Source organism: Micromonospora sp. URMC 105 (assembly GCF_051386295.1).
Lineage (GTDB): Bacteria > Actinomycetota > Actinomycetes > Mycobacteriales > Micromonosporaceae > Micromonospora.
The window spans coordinates 145,327-164,917 of sequence record NZ_JBPQTL010000001.1 but is presented as its reverse complement, the minus strand read 5'-3'; the positions used below and the strand labels follow the sequence as shown (position 1 = coordinate 164,917).

8 protein-coding genes and 2 pseudogenes are annotated in these 19,591 nt (G+C 74.6%); 1 reads left to right on the top strand and 9 read right to left on the bottom strand.

The genetic code is table 11. From position 1 onward, the window contains the following. Nucleotides 1-2: 2 nt before the first annotated feature. From ACSNN7_RS00560 to ACSNN7_RS00540, 5 genes and pseudogenes are all read right to left on the bottom strand, one after another. Nucleotides 3-9,449 (bottom strand): annotated as a pseudogene (locus ACSNN7_RS00560) (SDR family NAD(P)-dependent oxidoreductase); the annotation flags it as partial. 88 nt (nucleotides 9,450-9,537) lie between these two features. Beyond that, complete coding sequence (locus ACSNN7_RS00555) at nucleotides 9,538-10,947, bottom strand: NAD(P)/FAD-dependent oxidoreductase (protein WP_436678489.1); 1,410 nt, start codon at nucleotides 10,945-10,947, stop codon at nucleotides 9,538-9,540. Continuing rightward, nucleotides 10,944-12,137: a DUF993 family protein gene (locus ACSNN7_RS00550; protein ID WP_436678488.1), complete on the bottom strand. Its 1,194-nt coding sequence runs from the start codon at nucleotides 12,135-12,137 to the stop codon at nucleotides 10,944-10,946. Before ACSNN7_RS00550 ends, ACSNN7_RS00555 begins: the two co-directional genes overlap by 4 nt. Nucleotides 12,138-12,267: 130 nt before the next feature. Further along, complete coding sequence (locus ACSNN7_RS00545; RefSeq protein ID WP_436678487.1) at nucleotides 12,268-12,498, bottom strand: ferredoxin; 231 nt, start codon at nucleotides 12,496-12,498, stop codon at nucleotides 12,268-12,270. Between the two features lie 17 nt (nucleotides 12,499-12,515). Then, nucleotides 12,516-13,727, bottom strand: coding sequence for a cytochrome P450 (locus ACSNN7_RS00540; protein WP_436678486.1), 1,212 nt, complete (start codon nucleotides 13,725-13,727; stop codon nucleotides 12,516-12,518). A gap of 305 nt (nucleotides 13,728-14,032) precedes the next feature. Here ACSNN7_RS00540 and ACSNN7_RS00535 point away from each other — a divergent pair, with 305 nt between their 5' ends. Further along, a complete protein-coding gene (locus ACSNN7_RS00535) occupies nucleotides 14,033-14,815 on the top strand; it encodes a TetR/AcrR family transcriptional regulator (RefSeq protein ID WP_436678485.1) in 783 nt (260 codons plus the stop codon). 591 nt (nucleotides 14,816-15,406) lie between these two features. On the opposite strand, the gene ACSNN7_RS00530 is transcribed toward ACSNN7_RS00535, so the two are convergent. The 4 genes and pseudogenes from ACSNN7_RS00530 to ACSNN7_RS00515 form a co-directional block, all read right to left on the bottom strand. Beyond that, nucleotides 15,407-16,180, bottom strand: coding sequence for a thioesterase II family protein (locus tag ACSNN7_RS00530; protein ID WP_436678484.1), 774 nt, complete (start codon nucleotides 16,178-16,180; stop codon nucleotides 15,407-15,409). Between the two features lie 92 nt (nucleotides 16,181-16,272). Continuing rightward, the gene (locus ACSNN7_RS00525; protein ID WP_436678483.1) at nucleotides 16,273-17,556 is read right to left on the bottom strand and encodes an LLM class flavin-dependent oxidoreductase; all 1,284 of its coding nucleotides are present in this window, start codon (nucleotides 17,554-17,556) and stop codon (nucleotides 16,273-16,275) included. A gap of 139 nt (nucleotides 17,557-17,695) precedes the next feature. Continuing rightward, nucleotides 17,696-18,226, bottom strand: coding sequence for a flavin reductase family protein (locus ACSNN7_RS00520; protein WP_436678482.1), 531 nt, complete (start codon nucleotides 18,224-18,226; stop codon nucleotides 17,696-17,698). A gap of 23 nt (nucleotides 18,227-18,249) precedes the next feature. After that, a pseudogene (locus ACSNN7_RS00515) lies at nucleotides 18,250-19,587 on the bottom strand (type I polyketide synthase); the annotation flags it as partial. Between the last annotated feature and the right edge of the window lie 4 nt (nucleotides 19,588-19,591).

Here is a 19,591-nt window from a genome sequence, read left to right as displayed (position 1 = left end):
GCTCAGCCCATCCCCAGGTTGTCCAGCACCGCGAACAGTTCGTCGTCGGTCGCCGTGGCCAGGTCGTCGTCCGTGCCGGGCGGCCCGGCCGGGTCGTGCCGGGTCCGCCACTCGCGCAGCACCGCCTCCAGCCGGGCGGTGACCCGGGCCGGGTCGCCGTCGGTGGGGCCGGCGAGCACCGCCGCGAGCCGGTCCAGTTCGCTCAGCACCGGGTCGGCCTCGCCGGTGTCGCGCGCGCCCAGCTCCGCGTCGAGGTGGGCGGCGAGTTCCCGCGAGGTCGGGTAGTCGAAGACCAGCGTCGGCGAGAGCCACCGGCCGCACGCCTCACTGAGCGTCCGGCGCAGCTCGACGGCGGCCAGCGAGTCGAAGCCGAGGTCCTGGAAGGCCCGGTCCGGCTCGACGGAGCGCCAGTCGGGGTGGCCGAGGACGGCGGCGACGTGGCTCCGTACCAGCTCCAGCAGGAACCGGTCCCGCTGGTCGTCGGGGAGCCCGGCGAGGCGTTGCGCGAGGTCGGGGCCGGTCGGCGCGGCGCGGCGGGCCGGTACCCGGACCACCTGGCGCAGCAGCGCGGGCAGCGCGTCGGCGGTGGCGCGCAGCGCGGCGACGTCGAGGCGTACCGGGACCAGGGCGGGGGTGGCCTGCCCGAGCGCCCGGTCGACCAGGGCCAGCCCCTCGGCGACGCCGAGCGGGTGCAGGCCCATCCGGTCCAGCCAGGGCGGGCCGGCCGCCCACGCGCCGAAGGCGAGGGCGGTGGCGGGCAGCTCGCGGGCGGCCCGGTAAGTGGCGAGCGCGTCGAGGTAGGTGGCCGCCGCCGCGGTGGCCGGCCGGCCGGCGCCGAACATCAGTCCGGCTGCCGAGGAGACCAGCACGAACGCCGCGAGGGGCCGGTCGGCGGTCAGCTCGTGCAGGTGCCAGGCCGGGTCGACGGCGGCGCGCAGGGCGGCGGCGAACGCCTCCGGCGCGGTGGCGGCGAGCAGGCTCTCCTCGCGTACGGCGGGGGCGTGCACCACGGCGGTGAGCGGATGCCGCTCGGGGATCGAGTCGAGCAGCGCGGCCACCGCGTACCGATCGGTGAGGTCGCACGCGACGACCGTCACGTCGGCGCCGAGGTCGGCCAGCTCGGCGAGGAGGTCCTTGTCCGCCTCCTCGGCCGGGTCGACGGCGAACAGCAGGTGGTCGACCCGGTGCTCCGCGACCAGGTGCCGGGCGATCGCCGCGCCGGGTCCGGCGGTCCCGCCGGTGACCAGCACGCTGCCGTCGGTGTCCCAGCGCGGCGGCGCGCCGGCTCCGGCGAGGGCCCGGGTCAGCCGGGGCAGCAGCGCGCGGCCGTCGCGGACGGCCAGCTCCGGTTCGCCGTACGCCAGCAGCGCCGGCAGGGCCACGCTGGAGGGTCCGCTGCCGTCGGTGTCCACCAGCACGAACCGGCCGGGCTGCTCGGACTGCGCGGAGCGGACCAGTCCCCAGACGGGCGCGAGCACCGGGTCGGCGGGGAGTTCCCCGGCCCCGACCGCGCCCTGGGTGAGCAGCACCAGCCGGGTCCTGGGCAGCCGGGTCTGGGCGAGCCAGTCCCGGACCGTGCCGAGCAGCCCGGTGAGCAGGGCGTGGACCGCCTCGGGCCCCGGGCCGGCGGGGGTGGCCGGGGCGTGCAGCACGTACGCCGGTTCGGGCGCCCCGGCGTCCACGGCGGCGAGCAGCGCGGCCAGGTCGGGGTAGGCCGGCGCGCCGGGGGCCGTGCCGAACCGGTCCTCGCCGAGCACGGCCCAGGTCACCGGCGCGGCGTCGGGGGTGGCCTCGGGCGCGGGCACCCAGTCGAGGCGGAGCAGGCTCTCGTCGCCGGCGCCGCTGACGGCGGCCAGTTCGTCGGCGCCGACCAGCCGGCTCTCCAGGTGCCCGACGGTGAGCACCGGCCGGCCGTCGGCGTCGGTGGCGGTGAGGGTGACGCCGCCGCCGACCGGCACGAGGTGGACCCGCAGCGTGGCCGGGGCGGTGGCGTGGCGGACGACGTCCCGCCAGACCGACGGCTGGACGGGTCCGGCGGGGTCGTCGAGGCGGTGCGGGTGCAGGGCCGCGTCGAGCAGGGCGGGATGCGTCTCGTGGCCGTCGGCGGTGGCCCCCTCGGGGAGCGTCACCTCGGCGAAGATCTCGGTGCCGCGCCGCCACACCGCCCGCAGGCCCTGGAAGGTCGGGCCGTACCCGTAGCCGTGGCGCAGCAGGCCGCGCTGGACGTCCTCGACGGCGGCGCGGACCGCGCCCGGGGGCGGCCAGGCGGACGGCGGCGGGACGGGGGCAGGTCCGCCGGGGGCGAGCACGCCGGTGGCGTGCCGGGTCCACGGCAGGTCGTCGTCCGGTCCGCGGGTGTGCACGCCGACCGGCCGCGCGCCCTGGTCGTCGGGGGACCCGACCACCACGCGTACGGTGACCGCCTCGTCGGTGAGCACCAGTGGCGTCTCGGCGGTCAGCTCGACCAGCCGGTCGCAGCCGACCTGCTGCCCGGCGTGCAGGGCCAGGTCGAGCAGGCCGGTGCCGGGAAAGACGACCCGGCCGTGCAGGTCGTGGTCGGCCAGCCACGGCTGACCGGGTACGGAGATCCTGCCGGTGAGGACCAGCAGGTCGTCGTCGGGGACGGTCACCTTCGCGCCGAGCAGCGGGTGGCCGGTGGCGACCTGCCCGAATCCGGAGAGGTCGGCGGCGGACGGGGCGGCGAGCCAGTACCGCTGCCGCTGGAAGGGGTAGGTCGGCAGGTCGACGGTGCGGCCGGTCTGCGGGAGCAGTGCGGTCCAGTCGACGGTGCTGCCGGTGACGTGCAGCCTCGCCAGCGCGGTGAGTGCCTGACGGTGTTCGTCGTGCCCGCGTCGCAGGCTGGGCACGACAGTGACGTCGTCGGTGAGGATGCCCTCGATCATGGGGGTGAGCGCGGCGTCGGGGCCGAGTTCGAAGAACGTGGTCGCGCCTGCCTGGTGCAGGGCGGTGATGCCGTCGGCGAAGCGGACGGCGTCGCGGACGTGCCGCACCCAGTAGTCGGGGTCGGTCAGCTCGGTCGTGGCGAGGGCGCCGGTCAGGTTCGACACGATCGGAAGGCGCGGCTCGGCGTAGGTCAGGCTGGCCGCGACGGCGCGGAAGTCGTCGAGCATCGGGTCCATCAGGCTGCTGTGGAACGCGTGGCTCACCCGCAGCCGGGTCGTCTTCCGCCCCTGGTTCGTGAAGTGGTCCGCGACCGCGAGCACGGCGGCTTCCGGGCCGGAGATGACCACGGATCGGGGGCCGTTGACGGCGGCGATGTCCACGCCGGCACCTGTCGCCGGGATGCCCGTGTCGTGGGATGCGACCGTGCCACGGCCACCGCCGGCGGACGCGCCGACGCCGGTGCCGCTGGCCGCGCTGGTGCCCCCGGGCATGCCGTCGCCGCCGTCCACTGCCGAGCCGGTGCCGATGAGCGCGACCACGCCGTTGCTGCCGGGCATACCGCCACCGTCCACGGCCGAGCCGGTGCCGGTGCCGTTGCCCACGGCCGATTCGGTGCCGTTGCCGTTGCCGTTGCCGTTGCCGTTGCCGTTGCCGTTGGAGGCTGAATCATCTACGTCATCAGATTGGTAGGACCCGACAGAGGCCTCCGGACCCGCCAGGACAGCCCGCACCTCGTCTTCCGACGCCTGCACCGCGACCATCGCCCCACCAGCCGGCAACGCCTGCATCAACCGCCCACGAGCCGCCACCAGACGAGCCGCATCCGACAGCGACAACACCCCCGCCACATGAGCGGCAGCCAGCTCACCAATGGAATGCCCCGCCACGAAATCCGGCCGCACACCCCACGACACCACAAGGCGGAACAACGCCACCTCGACCGCGAACAACCCCGCCTGCGCATACCCCGTGAGCCGAATCAGCTCCTCGTCATCACCCCACACCACCTCCCGCAACGGCCGATCCAGATGCACATCCAGCTCCGACACCACCGCATCGAAAGCCGACGCGAACACCGGGAACACCCCGTGCAACGAACGGGCCATACCGAGGCGCTGCGCGCCCTGACCGGTGAAGAGCACCGCCAGCCGGCCGCCCCGGGCCGTGCCGGTCACCGCGTTCGGCGCGGTGTCGCCGGTCGCCAGGGCGGCGAGGCCGGCGGAGAGTTCCGCCGGTTCCGCGCCGAGCACCACCGCCCGGTGGAGGTGCAGCGCCCGGCCGGTGGCCAGGGTGCGGGCCGCCGCGGCCGCCTCCGCCCGGTCCATCGGCCCGGCGAGATCCGCCAGCCGACCGGCGAGGGCTCGCAGGGCCGGTACCGACCTCGCCGACACCAGCCAGGGCAGCGCACCGGTCATCCCGGGGCCGGAGGCGTCGGTCGGCGCGTTGTCCGGGGCCTGCTCGATGATGACGTGGGCGTTGGTGCCGCTGATGCCGAACGACGACACCCCGGCCCGGCGGGGGCGGCGGTCGACCGGCCACTCGCGCGCCTCGGTCAGCAGTTCCACCGCCCCGGCGGACCAGTCCACCTGCGGCGAGGACTCCTCGGCGTGCAGCGTGCGGGGCAGCACCCCGTGCCGCATCGCCAGGACCATCTTGATCACGCCGGCGACCCCGGCGGCGGCCTGGGTGTGCCCCAGGTTCGACTTGATCGACCCCAACCAGAGCGGACGCTCTACCGGCCGCTCCTGACCGTACGTGGCCAGCAGCGCCTGCGCCTCGATCGGATCACCGAGCGTGGTGCCCGTGCCGTGTGCTTCCACCACGTCCACCTCGGACGCCGCCACCCCCGCCGAGGCCAGGGCGGCGCGGATGACCCGCTGCTGCGACGGACCGTTCGGGGCGGTGAGCCCGTTCGACGCGCCGTCCTGATTGACCGCCGAGCCGCGCACCACCGCCAGAACGGGGTGACCGTGGCGGCGGGCGTCGGAGAGGCGCTCGACCAGCAGCAGGCCGACGCCCTCGGAGAAGCCGGTGCCGTCGGCTCCCGCGCCGAAGGAGCGGCACCGGCCGTCCGGGGAGAGGCCGCGCTGCCGGGAGAACTCCAGGATGACCTCCGGGGTGGCCATCACGGTCGCGCCACCCGCGAGGGCCAGCGAGCACTCGCCGGCGCGCAGCGCGCGGACCGCCCAGTGCAGCGCCACCAGCGACGACGAGCAGGCGGTGTCCACGGTGACCGCCGGCCCCTCCAGCCCGAGGGCGTACGCGATCCGGCCGGAGGCGATCGAGCCGGTGGCGGTGCTGCCGGCGTAGTCGTGGTACATCAGGCCGGCGAAGACGCCGGTGTCGCTGCCGCGCAACGTGGCCGGGTCGATGCCGGCGCGTTCCAGGGTCTCCCAGGCGCACTCCAGCAACAGCCGCTGCTGCGGGTCCATCGCCACGGCCTCGTTCGGGCTGATCCCGAAGAAGTCCGCGTCGAACTCCCCCGCGCCGGCCAGGAACCCGCCCGACCGGGTGTACGTGCGTCCGGCCAGGCCCGGCTCGGGGTGGTACAGCCCGTCGGTGTCCCAGCCCCGATCGGTGGGGAACTCGGAGATGGCGTCCACCCCGTCGGCCACCAGCCGCCACAGCTGCTCCGGCGAGCCGACCCCGCCGGGGAAACGGCAGCCCATCGCGACGATCGCGATCGGCTCGTCGGCGACCGCCGGGGCCGCCGCGACCGGGGTGGCCGGCTGGGCCGCACCGAGCAGCGTCGCGGCGAGGTGGGCGGCGACCGCCGAGACGGTCGGGTGGTCGAAGACCAGGGTGGCGGGGAGCCGCAGGCCGGTCGCCGCGTTGAGCCGGTTGCGCAGTTCCACGGCGGTGAGCGAGTCGAAGCCCAGTTCCTTGAGGGCCCGGTCGGCCTCCACCGCGTCCCCGGTGGCGTGGCCGAGCACCCCGGCGACCTCGGCGCGGACCAGGTCCAGCAGGGTACGGCGGCGTTCCTCCTCGGGCAGCCGCAACAGCCGGTCGGCCAGCGAGGCGGCGCCGGCGCCCCGGTGGGCCTGCCGGCGCGGCACCCGGACGAGGTCGCGCAGCACGGCGGGCAGCGCACCCGAGGTGGCCTGGGCGCGCAGACCGGCGGGATCCAGGCGGAGCAGCACCGGCGCGGTGACGTCGCCGGCCAGCGCGGCGTCGAGCAGGGCCAGGCCGTCGGCCTCGGAGAGGGCGTCGAAGCCCTGCTGCCGCAGCCGACGCAGGGCGCTCTCGTCGAGGTGCCCGGTCATCCCGGTGCCGCCGGCCCAGAGCCCCCAGGCCAGCGAGTGGGCGGGCAGGCCCCGGCTGCGGCGGTGTGCGGCGAGCGCGTCCAGGAAGAGGTTCGCGGCGGCGTAGTTGGCCTGCCCGGCCGGGGCGAGCACCCCGGCGGCGGAGGAGAAGAGGCAGAACAGCGCCAGGTCGGCGTCGCGGGTCAGTTCGTGCAGGTGCCAGGCGGCGTCGACCTTCGGCGCCAGCACGGCGTCCATCCGCTCGGGAGTCAGCGACTGCACCAGCCCGTCGTCGAGCACCCCGGCGGCGTGCACCACCCCGGTCAGCGGGTGTGCGGCCGGGACGGCGGCGAGCAGGGCGCGCAGCGCCACCGGGTCGGCGGCGTCGCAGGCGGCGACGGTGACCCGGGCGCCCAGGCCGGTCAGCTCGGCGCGCAGCGCGTCGACGCCGGGGGCGTCGGGGCCGCGGCGACTGGTCAGCAGCAGGTGCCGCACGCCGTGAACGGCGGCCAGGTGGCGGGCGACCAGGGCGCCGAGGCCGCCGGTGCCGCCGGTGACCAGGACGGTGCCGTCGGGGGCGAGCGCCGGCGGCGCGCCGCCGTCCGCGGGGGCCCGCACCAGCCGGGGTACGGCGGCCGCGCCGGCCCGCAGCGTCACCTCGGGCTCGCCGAGGCGCAGCACGGCCGGCAGCGCCGCCAGGGAGGCGGGATCGTCGTCGGCGCCGACCAGCAGGAAGCGCCCGGGGTGCTCGGCCGCCGCGGCCCGGAGCACGCCGCGCACCGGCGCGGCGCGCAGGTCGTCGTCGGCCTCGGGGAGGAGCGCCACCAGCGTCGCTTCGGCCAGCCGCTCGTCGGTCAGCCACTCCTGGACGACCCGCAGCGCCCGCCGGGCCGCGGCGTGGGCGGCGTCGACCACGTCGCCCCCGTCCGGGGTGTCGGCCCAGAGCACGACCTCGGGTACGGCGGCACCGGCGTCCAGGTCGGCCCGGAGCGCGGTCAGGTCGGGGTAGCTGGCAGGTGCGCCGATGGGCGGGTCCGTGCCGAGCACCGCCCAGCCGTCGAACGAGTCGGCGTCCGCCGGCAGGTCCACCGGTCGGCGGTCCAGACGCAGCGGCTGCACGGCCGGTGAGCCGGCGGCGGCGGCCAGCTGCTCGGCGGCGACCGGGCGGGCCACCAGGGCGCCGACCGAGATCACCGGCGCCCCGGCCGGGTCGGCCGCCTCGATCGTGGCCCGGTCCGGCCCGGTACGCCGCACCCGTACCCGCAGCGTGGTGGCCCCGACGGCGTGCAGGGTGACGTCGGTCCAGGCGAACGGCAGCAGGGTGTCCCCGCCCGCCTCCTCGATCACGCCCGCGTGCAGGCAGGCGTCGAGCAGCGCCGGGTGCACCGCGAACCGGTCCGCCTCGGGCTGGGCCGCCTCGGGCAGCGCCACCTCGGCGAAGAGGTCGTCGCCGCGCCGCCAGAGCCCGGTCAGGCCCTGGAACGCCGGGCCGTAGCCGTAGCCCCGGTCGGCCAGGCGGGCGTACCCGTCGCGGATGTCGACGGCGGTCGCGTCGCGCGGCGGCCAGTCGGCCGGTGCGGCGGCGGGGGCCGGCGCGGCGGGGGCCAGCAGCCCTTCGGCGTGCCGGGTCCACGGCTGGTCGGACTCCTCGGGGCGGGAGTGGACGCTGACCGGCCGCGTGCCGTCGGTGCCGGGGCCGCCGACGACCACCTGGAGCGCGAGGGCGCCCCGCTCGGGCAGTACCAGCGGCGCGCCGAGGGTCAGCTCCGCGACGCCGGGCAGGTCGACCTGCTCGCCGGCGTGCAGCGCCAGCTCCACCAGGGCGGCGCCGGGTAGCACCGGCCGGCCGTACACCTCGTGGTCGGCGAGCCAGGGTTGCCGGGTGACCGAGAGCCGGCCGGTGAGCAGCAGGCCGTCGCCGTCGGCGGGCCGGACCAGGCCGGTCAGCAGCGGGTGGCCCGGGGTGCCCTCGCCGGCGCCGGTGGTCCGCCCGGTCGGGTTCTTCCAGTAGCGGCGGCGCTGGAACGCGTAGGTGGGCAGGTCGACGACGCGGCCCCCGGCGAGGAAGCCGGCCCAGTCCACCGGCGCGCCGTGCACGTACGCCTCGGCGAGCGAGGTGGCGAAGCGGCGCAGCCCGCCGTCGTCGCGGCGCAGCGACCCGATCGGTACGGCGCTGACGCCGGCCGCCTCGGCGGTGTCCTGCACGGCGGAGGTGAGCACCGGGTGGGCGCTGGACTCGACGAAGACGCGGTGCCCGTCGGCGAGCAGCGCCCGGACGGCGTCGGAGAAGCGGACGGTCTGGCGCAGGTTGCGGTACCAGTAGTCGGCGGTCACCGTGGCGGTGTCCAGCGGCCCCCCGGTGACGGTGGAGTAGAAGGCCACCGGAGCGGTACGCGGGCTGATCGGGGCGAGCGCCTCGATCAGCTTCTCCCGGATGCCCTCGACGTAGTGCGAGTGCGAGGCGTAGTCGACGGCGATCCGGCGGACCTGCACGCCGTCGGCGGTCAGCTCGGCGTGGCATTCGTCGAGGGCGGCGACCTCGCCGCAGACCACCATGGACGACGGGCCGTTGACCACGGCGAGCTGGAGCCGGCCGGCCCAGCGCTGCAGCCGGGCCTCGACGGCGTCGCGGGGCAGCAGCACGGACATCATCCCGCCCAGGCCGGCGAGTTCGGCGCCGATGAGCCGGCTGCGCAGGGCGACGACGCGGGCGCCGTCCTCGAGGGTGAGCGCGCCGGCGACGCAGGCGGCGGCGATCTCGCCCTGCGAGTGGCCGACCACGGCGGCCGGCCGTACCCCGTGTTCCTGCCACAGGTGTGCCAGCGAGACCATGACCGCCCAGAGCATCGGCTGCACCACGTCGACGGAGTCCCAGAGCGGGGAGCCGGTGTCGCGCAGCACGTCCAGCAGGCGCCAGTCGACGTACGGTTCCAGCGCGGTGGCGCACTCGGTGAGCCGGGCCGCGAAGGCGGGCGCCTCGTCGAGCAGTGCCCGGGCCATCCCCGGCCACTGGGAGCCCTGGCCGGGGAAGACGAAGACCGCCCGGGCGTCCGGCAGCACGGTGCCGGTGACCAGGCCGGGGGCGTCGACCGCGTCGGCCAGTGCGCGTACCCCGGTCAGCAGCTCGGCGCGGTCCGCGCCGAGCACCACGGCGCGGTGGCCGAGCCGGGCCCGGGTGGTCAGCAGCGAGTGACCGACGTCCGCCGCCCGCAGGTCGGCGGCGTCCTCCAGGTACGCCGACAGCCGGGCCGCCTGCCCGCGCAGCGCGTCGGCGCCGCGCGCGGAGAGCAGCCAGGGCAGCACCTCGCCGTCCCGCGACGGCATCTCCTGGTTCACCGGGTACCACCGCCTGTTCCGATCGCGAGGTGAGCCGTCTGCGGGTCGTGCATGGTCAGGCCGGGCTGGCCGTGGACCGGGGCGCCGCGTCGACCTTGACGAGGTCGCCGAACTCGGGGAACTGCGCGATGGCCTGCTCGGCGGTGAGGGCCGGCGTCCGGGGGCCGCGCAGCACCGCCCAGAGGAAGGCGGGCGTCATCATCCGGGTCATCGGCGCGCAGAGCGACGCGACGTTGAACACGGTGTTGATGACCATGCGGTTGCCGCAGCCGGTCCGGGCCACCCGGGCTGCCAGCTTGTTGGCGAACGCGCCGCCGCGCAGCGGCACGTTGGCCCGCACGTGCGGCAGCCCCTGGTCGGTGTTGACGGCGATCTGCCAGGCGCCCTGGTTGATCTTCGCGATGGCGGCCTGCACGTTGCGGGCGAAGCCGGGGCGCAGGCCCCGCACGTCCAGCTCGGTACGCAGCGCCAGCGCGCACTGGGCGGCGACCGACATGCCGGTGCCGTGCACCGGGTTCAGCGCCTGGGCGGCGTCGCCGATGACGAGGAAGCCCTCCGGCACGGGCAGCTTCTCGAAGCGCCGCCGCTGGTCCGGGATGCTCCGGTAGGCGCGGATCGGCCCGGCGGGGCGGGCCTGGGCGATCAGGTCGGCGATGATCGGGTGGTGCCGGTCCCGGGCGAACTGCGCGAAGCCCTCTTCGTCGGTGGGGGGCTCACCGCCCCGGCTGCCGAAGAGGCTGAGGATCCAGCGGCCGTTCTCCATCGGCAGCAGCCCGGCGCCCTGCCCGGGCCGGCCGGTGCCCGCCTGCATCTGGATCATGACCCCGGGGAAGTCGTCGCGGGTGCCGGGCGGCTCGGTGAACCAGCGGCTGACGTAGACGATGCCCGCGTCCACCACGTCCTCGTGGACCTGGGGCAGGCCCAGGTCGACCAGCCACTTCGGGGCGCTGGTGGCGCGGCCGGTGGCGTCGACGACCAGGTCGGCGTCGAGGGTGTCCTCCGCGCCGCCCTGCTCGATCCGCACGCCGGTGACCCGGTCGGCGTCGCCGATCAGGCCGGTGACCCGGGTGCCCTCCCGGACGCTGATCCGCGCCTCGCGCAGCACCTGGTCGCGGACCACGTGGTCGAGCAGTTCCCGGCTGCACAGCAGCAGGTACGCGTCGGTGTCGAGCCGTTCCATCCAGCCCTCCGGCCCGCGGGCCAGCGCGCCGGAGGGCAGGCCGCGACGCTTGGCGCCGGCGGCGTAGAGCCGGTCGGTGACCCCGGGCAGCAGCTGGTCGAAGGCCTCGACGCCGCCGCGCATGAGGATGTGGCTGTGGTGACCCTGCGGCAGCCCCCGGCGCGGCTGCGGCTCGGTGGGGAGCTGGTCGCGTTCGACGACGACGACCTCGTCCACGGCGCGGGCCAGCGCCGCGGCGGCGAGCATCCCGGCGAGGCCGCCGCCGAGGACGACGGCCCGGCTCACTGCTCGATCCCCGAGGTTGCGAGGAAGAGCTTCATCCGCCGCTCGGCGAGCTCCGGGTCGGGCAGCGCGCCGAGGCGGTCGGCGAGCCGGTACGCGGCGGCCAGGTGCGGCACGGAGCGGGCCGACTGCTCGCCCCAGACCATCCGGAAGTGGTCGTGGTGCCCGGCCAGCCAGCCCAGGAAGACCACCCCGGTCTTGAAGAAGAAGATGCTCCGCCCCTCGCCGCTGAACAGGTGCCGGTTGAGCGGCAGCGTCTCCTCCAGCAGCCCCCGGGCCCGGCTGTCGTCGCCGGCGTCCAGCGCCCGGAACGCCTCGGCGGCGATCGGGACGACCGCGTCGATGACCGGGGTGAGCGGGTGGCTGTGCCCGAATCCGTCGCCGACGAACATCTCCGGGTACTCGGTGGTGTCGCTGGTGTAGAACTTGACGCCCTCGGGCAGCCGCTTGCGCCACTCCACCTGCCGGGCCAGCGACGCCGGTCCGATCTTGACGCCGTCGACCTTGTCCAGGTTGTCCCGCACGATCGCGATCAGCGCGTCGTACGCGTCGTCGGGCTCCTCGTAGCCGAAGTACTCCGAGTTGCGCGGGTCCCACTCCGAGGTGATCCAGTGCACGATGGCCGGCCGGCTCGACTGGCGCAGCAGGTTGCCGTACACGGTGGCGAAGTCCTCGGGGCCGCGGACGGCGACGTTCAGGTGCGGGCTGCACATGATCACCGGCTGCGCGCCGGCCTCCTCGACCACGGCCAGCTGCTCCTCGTAGGCCGCCTGGACCTCGGCCAGGGTGACCGGGGCGAACGGCTCCAGCTGGTCGGTGAGGACGGCGGCGGCCATCCGCCCGCCGACCGCCTTCGCCTCCGCGCCGCAGCGGCGGATCAGCTCGGCGGCGCGGGGCCAGTCCAGCCCCATGCCGCGGTGCGCGGTGTCCATCCCCTCGCAGAGCGTGAAGCCGTACGACCACAGGTGCCGGCGGAAGGCCAGGGTCGCCTCCCAGTCCAGCGACTGCGGCGGCGGGTCGCCGCCGGGCGGCCCGAAGGGCTCGTTGTCGGCCAGTGGGTCACCCAGCACGTGCGCGGTGGCCAGCACGGAACGGGTCCGGAACTCCGAGGGGTCGGCGGGCTGCACCACGCGCGGCGCCTGGGTCGGGTGGTAGACGGTCAGCGTGCCGTCCGACTCCGGAAGCTTGATCATTTTTTGGGCTCCGAACCGTCGTCTGGATCGAGTCGGCACAATTCAAGCGACTCGCGGGAGTGCGGTTCCATAGCGGCGACCCCCTAATTCCGGGGCAACCCCTGAACGGCTTCCGCCGGCCCGACCGCGCCTAGGGGGCGGGCCGGACCGGCGGGCTGCCGGAATTCATCCGATCGACCGAGATGGCACCGACCGGACAGTTCAGCGCGGCCGTACGGGTCGCCGCGCGCAGCGCCGGTTCCGGCGATTCGGCCAGGACGACCACGAGTCCGTCGCGGTCGTCCTGATCGAACACGGTGGGTGCGAAGTGCACGCAGTTGCCGGAACCGACGCAGGTTTCCCGGTCGACCTCGACGCGCATTGTCGGCGACCCGTCGCTCACCAGGTGACGGGCAGTTCGTGCAACCCGTAGGCGTGCGCGTCGAACATGTACGACAGTTTGTCGACGTCGGCGGCGAGGCGCAGGTCCGGAATGCGCTCGAAGAGCGTACGGAAGACGGTTTCGAGCTGCATCCGGGCCAGGTTCGCACCGGGGCACATGTGGTTGCCGTAACTGAAGGCCATGTGCCCTTCGGCGTTGCGGTGGATGTCGAACTTCTCCGGTTCCGGAAATCGCTCCGGGTCCCAGTTCGCCGCGCCGTTGAGCGCGAGCACCCCCTCGCCCTGGCGGATGGTGCCGCCGCTGACCGCCACGTCCTGGGTGGCCACCCGCACGGTCGCCGAGTCCAGGATGCTGAGGAAGCGCAGCAGCTCCTCGACCGCGCCCGGCCAGAGCGACGGGTCCGCCTTGAGCTCGGCGAGCTGCTCCGGGTGCTGCAGCAGCACCACCGTGCCGAGGGAGACGACGTTGGCGGTGGTGTCGGAGCCGGCGATGACCAGCACCCGGGCGATGGCGACCAGGTCCTCGTGTTCGAGGGTGGGCTCGTCGGGCAGCCGGGCCGCGATCCTGCTGAGCAGGTCGTCGCCCGGATTCTTGGTCTTCTCGGTGATCAGCTCGTCGAGGAACTCGTCCATCTCGGCGATCGCGCCGGCCACCGCCTCCTGACTGGAGTCCCGGCCGGTGGTGGTCTCCGCGTAGCGACGGAAATAGCCGATGTGCACCGGGTCGACGCCGAGCATCTCGCAGAACAGCAGCGCCGGCACGGGCAGCGCCAGCTCGGCCATCAGGTCCAGCGGGCCGCCCTTGGCGAGCATCTGGTCGATCTGCGTGTCGACGATCTGCTGCATCCGCGGGCGGAGCTTGGTGATCCGCGCGGCGGTGAATTCGGGGATCACCATTCGGCGGCGGACGGTGTGCTCCGGGGGATCCATCGCCGGGAACGGGAAGGCGATGTACGGCAGCATCTCCTCCGGCACGTGGAACTGCGCCGGATAGGAGGGATTGCGGGCGTTCGAACTCATCGACGGGTCACCCAGCACCTGGCGCACGTCCCGGTAACGGGTCAGTGCCCAGACGGGCTTTCCGGTCATCCGGTTGGTCACCGGGGCGAGTGGATTCTCCTCGCGCATCCGCTCGTATTCCTGCGGAACGGCGAGCGGGCACCGGCGCCGGTCCAGCGGAAAATCCGGGCGCTCGGTACCGGTGGTCACGGCATCGGCTGTTTCGGTCATCGCTGCGGCGCCTCTCTTCAAGGGGGCGGCGGGAAATCGATCGGGTCGATTCAAGCAGCGCGCCGGGACGCCGGACAGGTTCCGCACCCCCTAAGGTCGGCCCTGCGCCCCCTATGCCGGCACCACGGGACGGTACGGAACGGTTACTGTCACGGCACCGACGGTCCGGTTTCCCAATCCCGTGCAGACATCGTTCGGGCGGCGGCATACCCTGAACCGCAGCGAGGGGCAGCGGCGAGGCGCGGATGACCGCGGCCGGGCGTCTCAGAGGGAAAGTGGAGTCGATGGGCGGAAGCATTGATCCGGGGCTGCCGGGATACATCGGGGACGCCTGGGGTTTGCGGGACCGACCGAACAAGGGTCCCAAGCGCGCGTTGAGCCTTCCGCGCATCGTCGACGCGGCGGTGGCGATCGCCGCGTCGGAGGGCCTGTCGGCGGTGTCGATGAGCCGGGTGGCGTCGGATCTGGGCGCGTCCACCATGTCGCTGTACCGCTACCTGTCGGCCAAGGACGAGCTGCTCCAGCTGATGATGGACGCGATCTACCAGACGCCGCCGTCCGGGCCCGACTCGCCGGACGAGGGGTGGCGCGCCGGGCTGGCCCGATGGACCTGGGAGCAGCACGCGATCCTGCGCAAGCACACCTGGGCGCTGCACATCCCGACCCTCGGCCCGCCGGTCACCCCCAACCAGATCATCTGGCTGGAGCGGGGGCTGGAGTGCCTGGGCGGCACCGCGCTGGGCGAGGGCGAAAAGCTGTCGGTGATCATGTTGCTGAGCGGTTTCTGCCGCAACGACGCCACCGTCTCCGCCGACGTGCAGGCCTCGTTCATGGCCAAGGCCCCCGACGAGCTGGCCGCGATGTCCTCCTACGGCCAGCTGGTCCGCAAGCTCGCCGGGCCGGACCGCTTCCCGGCGTTCACCGCGGTGATCGACGCCGGCGTGCTGGACACCCCGGCCGGGCCGGACGACGAGTTCGTCTTCGGCCTGGAGCGCATCCTCGACGGGGTCGGCGCCCTGGTCGAGCAGCGCGCCGCGGCGAGGAGCGCGGGCGGCGACGGGCACTGACCCCCCGCCCCGGCCCGGCTCGCCCCGGCCCGCCTCGCCGGCCGAGGCGCCCCCTGTTCGCTCGCTAGCGACCTGATGTCGTGGATGAATCGGCGCGAGGCCGTCCCGACGGATCGGTTCGACGCCTCGGTGCGCGGACCTTGCCCGCCGGCGGCCGCGAGTCATTCACGTCATCAACTCGACAGCGCCCGAGACACCACCGGCACCTGACGGCAGGCTGGTCTTGAACGGCATCAGCCCACGGCGACCACGACGCCACGGCGCCCCCCGGCGGCAGCCCGAGTCACCAGCGGCATCAGCTCACAGCGACCGCAGCACCACCACGCCCCCAGCGGCAGCCCAAGTCACCCACGACACCAGCCCACAGCGACCACGACACCACCGCCCCCAGCGGCAGCCCGAGTCACCCACCACACCAGCCCACAGCGACCGCGACACCAACGCGCTCGCAGCGGCCTGAGTCATCCATGACGTCAGGTCGCTAGCGAGCTCGGCGGGCCTGGATCGCCGGCATGGCACCGGCGGGCCAGCACCGGGCCGGCACCGGCGACGCTCCGCGCGGAGCCGGTCCGTCCCGTGGGAAGCCGGGCGTCAGGCGCGGACCTGGCCGACCGCCATCCCGTCCGCCGCGTGCCGACGGATCAGGGCCATGACCTGGGCAGCGTGCCGGTTGAGGTAGAAGTGCCCGCCGGAGAAGACGTGCAGCGCGAACGGGCCGGTGGTGTGCTCCCGCCAGCTCTCCGCGTCCGGCACGTCGACCTGCGGGTCGGCGTCGCCGGTGAGGGCGTACACCGGGCAGGTCAGCGGCGGACCCGGCTGGTAGCGGTAGGTCTCGGCGGCCTTGTAGTCGGCGCGTAGCGCCGGCAGGATCATGCGGACCAGCTCGGGGTCGGTGAGCATCTGCGCGTCGGTGCCCTCCAGCTTCAGCATCTCGCTGATCAGCGCGCCGTCGTCGCCCTCGTGGACCCAGGCCGGGCGGTGCCGCGACGGCGCCCGCCGGCCGGAGGCGAAGAGCGCAGACACCTCGGTCCCGCGCGCCTGCAGCCGCCGGGCCACCTCGAACGCCACGGTCGCGCCCAGGCTGTGCCCGAACAGCGCCAGCGGCCGGTCGGCCCAGACGGCCACCTCGTCGACCAGGGCGTCGACCAGCCCGGGTACGTCCTCGAAGGCCCGCTCGGCACGCCGGTCCTGCCGGCCCGGGTACTGCACGGCGAGCACGTCCAGGGTGGGGCTCAGCGCCTGCGATACCGGGTAGAAGTACGACGCGGAGCCCCCGGCGTGGGGGAAGCAGACCAGCCGGGTGGGGGCGTCCGGGGCGGGGTGGAAGCGCCGGATCCAGGCGCCGTTGTCCGTGGGTACGGCCATCTCGTCCATCCTTGCGTCGGGGACACGGCAGCCGCCGGGTCCGGTGGTGCGGACCACGGCGGCCGTCGGGTCGTCTCGGGTGCGGCGGTGGGTCAGTCGTCGTCGTCGGCGTCGCCGTACAGCGACATCTCCGGGGCGATGACGAAGTCGGAGACGTCCTTGGTCTGCCGGGTGACCCGGCCGAGGGCCGCCTTGACGGCTACGTCGAGCCGGTCCCGCTTGGCGGCCTCGCGGGCCTCCCGGCGGTCGACGAACTCCGGCATCACCTCGCGGGCGAACAGCTCCAGCGACTCCATGATGTGCTCGTGCTTGTTCTTGCCGATCTGCACCGAGAAGATGATCTGGTCGACACCGACCGCCTCGTACCGGCGGATGATGTCGGCGATCTGCTGCGGGGTGCCGATGCCCCGGCGCAGCTGCCCGACCTGGTCCATCATGGCCTGCGACTCGGCCGACTGGAGGTCCTTCTCGTCCGGCACGATGGCGTCGCGGGTGAAGCCCATGCCCTCCCGGGCGTCCTGGAAGCTCTGCCAGATGTCGGTCACGCCCGGCTGGTGCTCACCGGTGATGTAGTAGTGCATCAGCGCGTACGAGAAGAAGTACGCCCCCTCCAGGCCACGGTCGAGGGCGACCTCCTCGTCCTCGTGGCACATGAAGGGCAGCACCATGGCGACGTTGGGGTTGACCGCCTGACCGATCGGGACGCAGTCGTCGGACTCCAGCGTCCGGTAGTAGGCCTGCACCCACTCCTCGGCCTCCTCCGGGTTGACGAAGGAGAAGGCGAGCGCGCCCATGCCCTCGCGGGCCGCCTCCTGGATGCTCTCCCGCCGGGTGCAGGCCCGCCAGAGCGGCGGGTGCGGCTTCTGCTTCGGCTTGGGCACGATGTTGCGGACGGGCACGTCGACCCACTTGCCCTTGTGGCCGGTGAACGGGGTCTCGGTCATCATCCGGATGACCACCTCGAGCGCCTCGTGCCACTGCTCCTGCTTGTCCGCCAGCTCGATGCCGAAGGCGCCCACCTCCAGCTGGGAGCTGCCCTGGCCGGAACCGAAGTCCGCCCGCCCGCCGGAGATCAGGTCCAGCATGGCCAGCCGCTCCGCGATCCGCACCGGGTGGTTCACCGCCGGCGGCATGTGGATGATGCCGTGCGCCAGCCGGATGTTCTTCGTCCGGGCCGCCGCGGCGGCGAGGAAGACCTCCGGCGCCGCGGAGTGGGAGTACTCCTCGAAGAAGTGGTGCTCGGTGCCCCAGGCGTAGTCCAGGCCGAGCCGGTCGGCCAGCTCGATCTGCTCCAGCGCCTCGGCGAAGAGGCGTTCCTCGCTGTCCTCGGCCCACGGGCGGGGCAGTTGGTGGTGGTAGATCAAGCCGAATCGCATGCGTTCCTCCGCGTGACGAGATGCTGCCCGGTGGCCATGACGCGCGCCTCGACCCTAGGGCCGGAAACGCGGAATCCGCCCTGGCGAGGGCCGTAATCAGGGGGCCGGCGGGGGCCGTTCTGGGGTCGGCCGGCGCGGCCTAGGGGGTGCCCGGGACGGCGGGTGCGGGGCGACGGAAGCCGGCCAGGAAGAACAGCAGCGGGTCGGCGTCGCCGTCGACCACCTCCAGGTCACGGACCCGGCCGACGGCGATGACATGGTCCCCGCCCGGGTACTCCGCCTCGACGGTGCACTCCACCCAGGCCAGTGAGCCGGGCAGCCGGGGCGAGCCGGTGACCGGGCCCGGGGTCCAGTCCACGCCGGTGAACTTGTCGGTGGCCCGGCCGGCGAAGGTCCGGCACAGCCCCTCCTGCTCGGCGGTCAGGATGTTCACCCCGAACGCCCCCCGGTCCCGGATCAGCGGCCAGGAGCGGGAGGTGCGGGACACCGAGAAGGAGACCAGTGGCGGGTCGAGGGAGAGCGAGACGAACGACTGACAGGTGAAACCGACCGGGCGTACCCCGCCGCCGGCGGCGGTGATGATGGTGACCCCGGTGCAGAAGAGCCCGAGGACGTGCCGGAAGGCACCGGGGTCCACCCGGCCCGCCGTGGTTCCCGTACGCGATGTCATCGCTCTCCCGCCCGTCAGCCCGGCACCGGCGTGGCGGCGTCCCCGCCCTCGGCCGGCGCCTCTTCGAGGATCACGTGTGCGTTGGTGCCGCTGATGCCGAAGGAGGACACCGCGGCCCGGCGCGCCCGGCCGGTCTCCGGCCAGGGCCGGGCCTCCGTCAGCAGCGCCACCCGCCCGGCCGACCAGTCGACCTGCGGGGTGGGCGCGTCGACGTGCAGCGTGGCGGGGAGCAGCCCGTGCCGCATGGCGAGCACCATCTTGATCACCCCGGCGACCCCGGCGGCGGCCTGGGTGTGCCCGAGGTTCGACTTCACCGACCCGAGCCAGAGCGGCTCCCCCGCCCGCTCCCGCCCGTACGTCGCCAGCAGCGCCTGGGCCTCGATCGGGTCGCCGAGCCGGGTGCCGGTGCCGTGCGCCTCCACCGCGTCCACGTCGGCGGGGCGCAGCCCGGCGCTCTCCAGGGCCTGCCGGATCACCCGCTGCTGGGCGGGCCCGTTCGGCACGGTGATGCCGCTGGACGCACCGTCGGAGTTCACCGCCGCGCCCCGGATCACGGCCAGGATCCGCCGGCCGTTGCGGCGGGCGTCGGAGAGCCGTTCCAGGACGAGCAGGCCGCTGCCCTCCCCCCAGCCGGTGCCGTCGGCGGCGGCGGCGAACGACTTGCACCGGCCGTCCGGGGCGAGCCCGCGCTGCGAGCTGAAGTAGACGAACGTCTCCGGGGTGGACATCACGGTGATGCCGCCGGCCAGCGCGAGGCTGCACTCCCCGGCGCGCAGCGCGTGCCCGGCCAGGTTCAGCGCGACCAGCGACGACGAGCAGGCGGTGTCCAGCGAGACCGACGGCCCCTGCAACCCGAGGGTGTAGGAGATCCGGCCGCTGGTGATGCTGCCGCCGCCGTCGGCCCCGTCGTAGTCGTGGTACATCACGCCGCAGTAGACGCCGGTGCGGCTCTCCTTGAGCGACAGCGGGTCGATCCGGGCGTGCTCCAGCGCCTCCCAGGCGGTCTCCAGGATCACCCGCTGCTGCGGGTCGATGTCGCGGGCCTCGCGGGGGGAGATGCCGAACAGGTCGGCGTCGAAGTCGGCGGCGTCGTGCAGGAAGGCACCCTCCCGGGTCACCGTCCGGCCGGGGCGGCCGGGCTCCGGGTCGTACAGGGCGTCGGTGTCCCAGCCGCGGTCGGTCGGGAACCCGGTGACCGCGTCCCGGCCCTGGGCCAGCAGCTCCCAGTAGCTCTCCGGGGAGTCCGCCCCGCCGGGCAGCCGGCAGGCCATCCCGACGATGGCGATCGGCTCGTCGGCCGCCTGGGCGAGCCGGGCGTTCTCCTGCCGCAGCCGGTCGTTCTCCAGCAGCGAGGTCCGCAGCGCC

What these genes read in the sequence shown, in the direction of transcription:
- ACSNN7_RS00550 (WP_436678488.1), bottom strand. Translation starts at nt 12,137, where the DNA reads ATGATCAAGCTTCCGGAGTCGGACGGCACGCTGACCGTCTACCACCCG.
- ACSNN7_RS00545 (WP_436678487.1), bottom strand. Translation starts at nt 12,498, where the DNA reads ATGCGCGTCGAGGTCGACCGGGAAACCTGCGTCGGTTCCGGCAACTGC.
- ACSNN7_RS00535 (WP_436678485.1), top strand. Translation starts at nt 14,033, where the DNA reads ATGGGCGGAAGCATTGATCCGGGGCTGCCGGGATACATCGGGGACGCC.
- ACSNN7_RS00530 (WP_436678484.1), bottom strand. Translation starts at nt 16,180, where the DNA reads ATGGCCGTACCCACGGACAACGGCGCCTGGATCCGGCGCTTCCACCCC.
- ACSNN7_RS00525 (WP_436678483.1), bottom strand. Translation starts at nt 17,556, where the DNA reads ATGCGATTCGGCTTGATCTACCACCACCAACTGCCCCGCCCGTGGGCC.
- ACSNN7_RS00520 (WP_436678482.1), bottom strand. Translation starts at nt 18,226, where the DNA reads ATGACATCGCGTACGGGAACCACGGCGGGCCGGGTGGACCCCGGTGCC.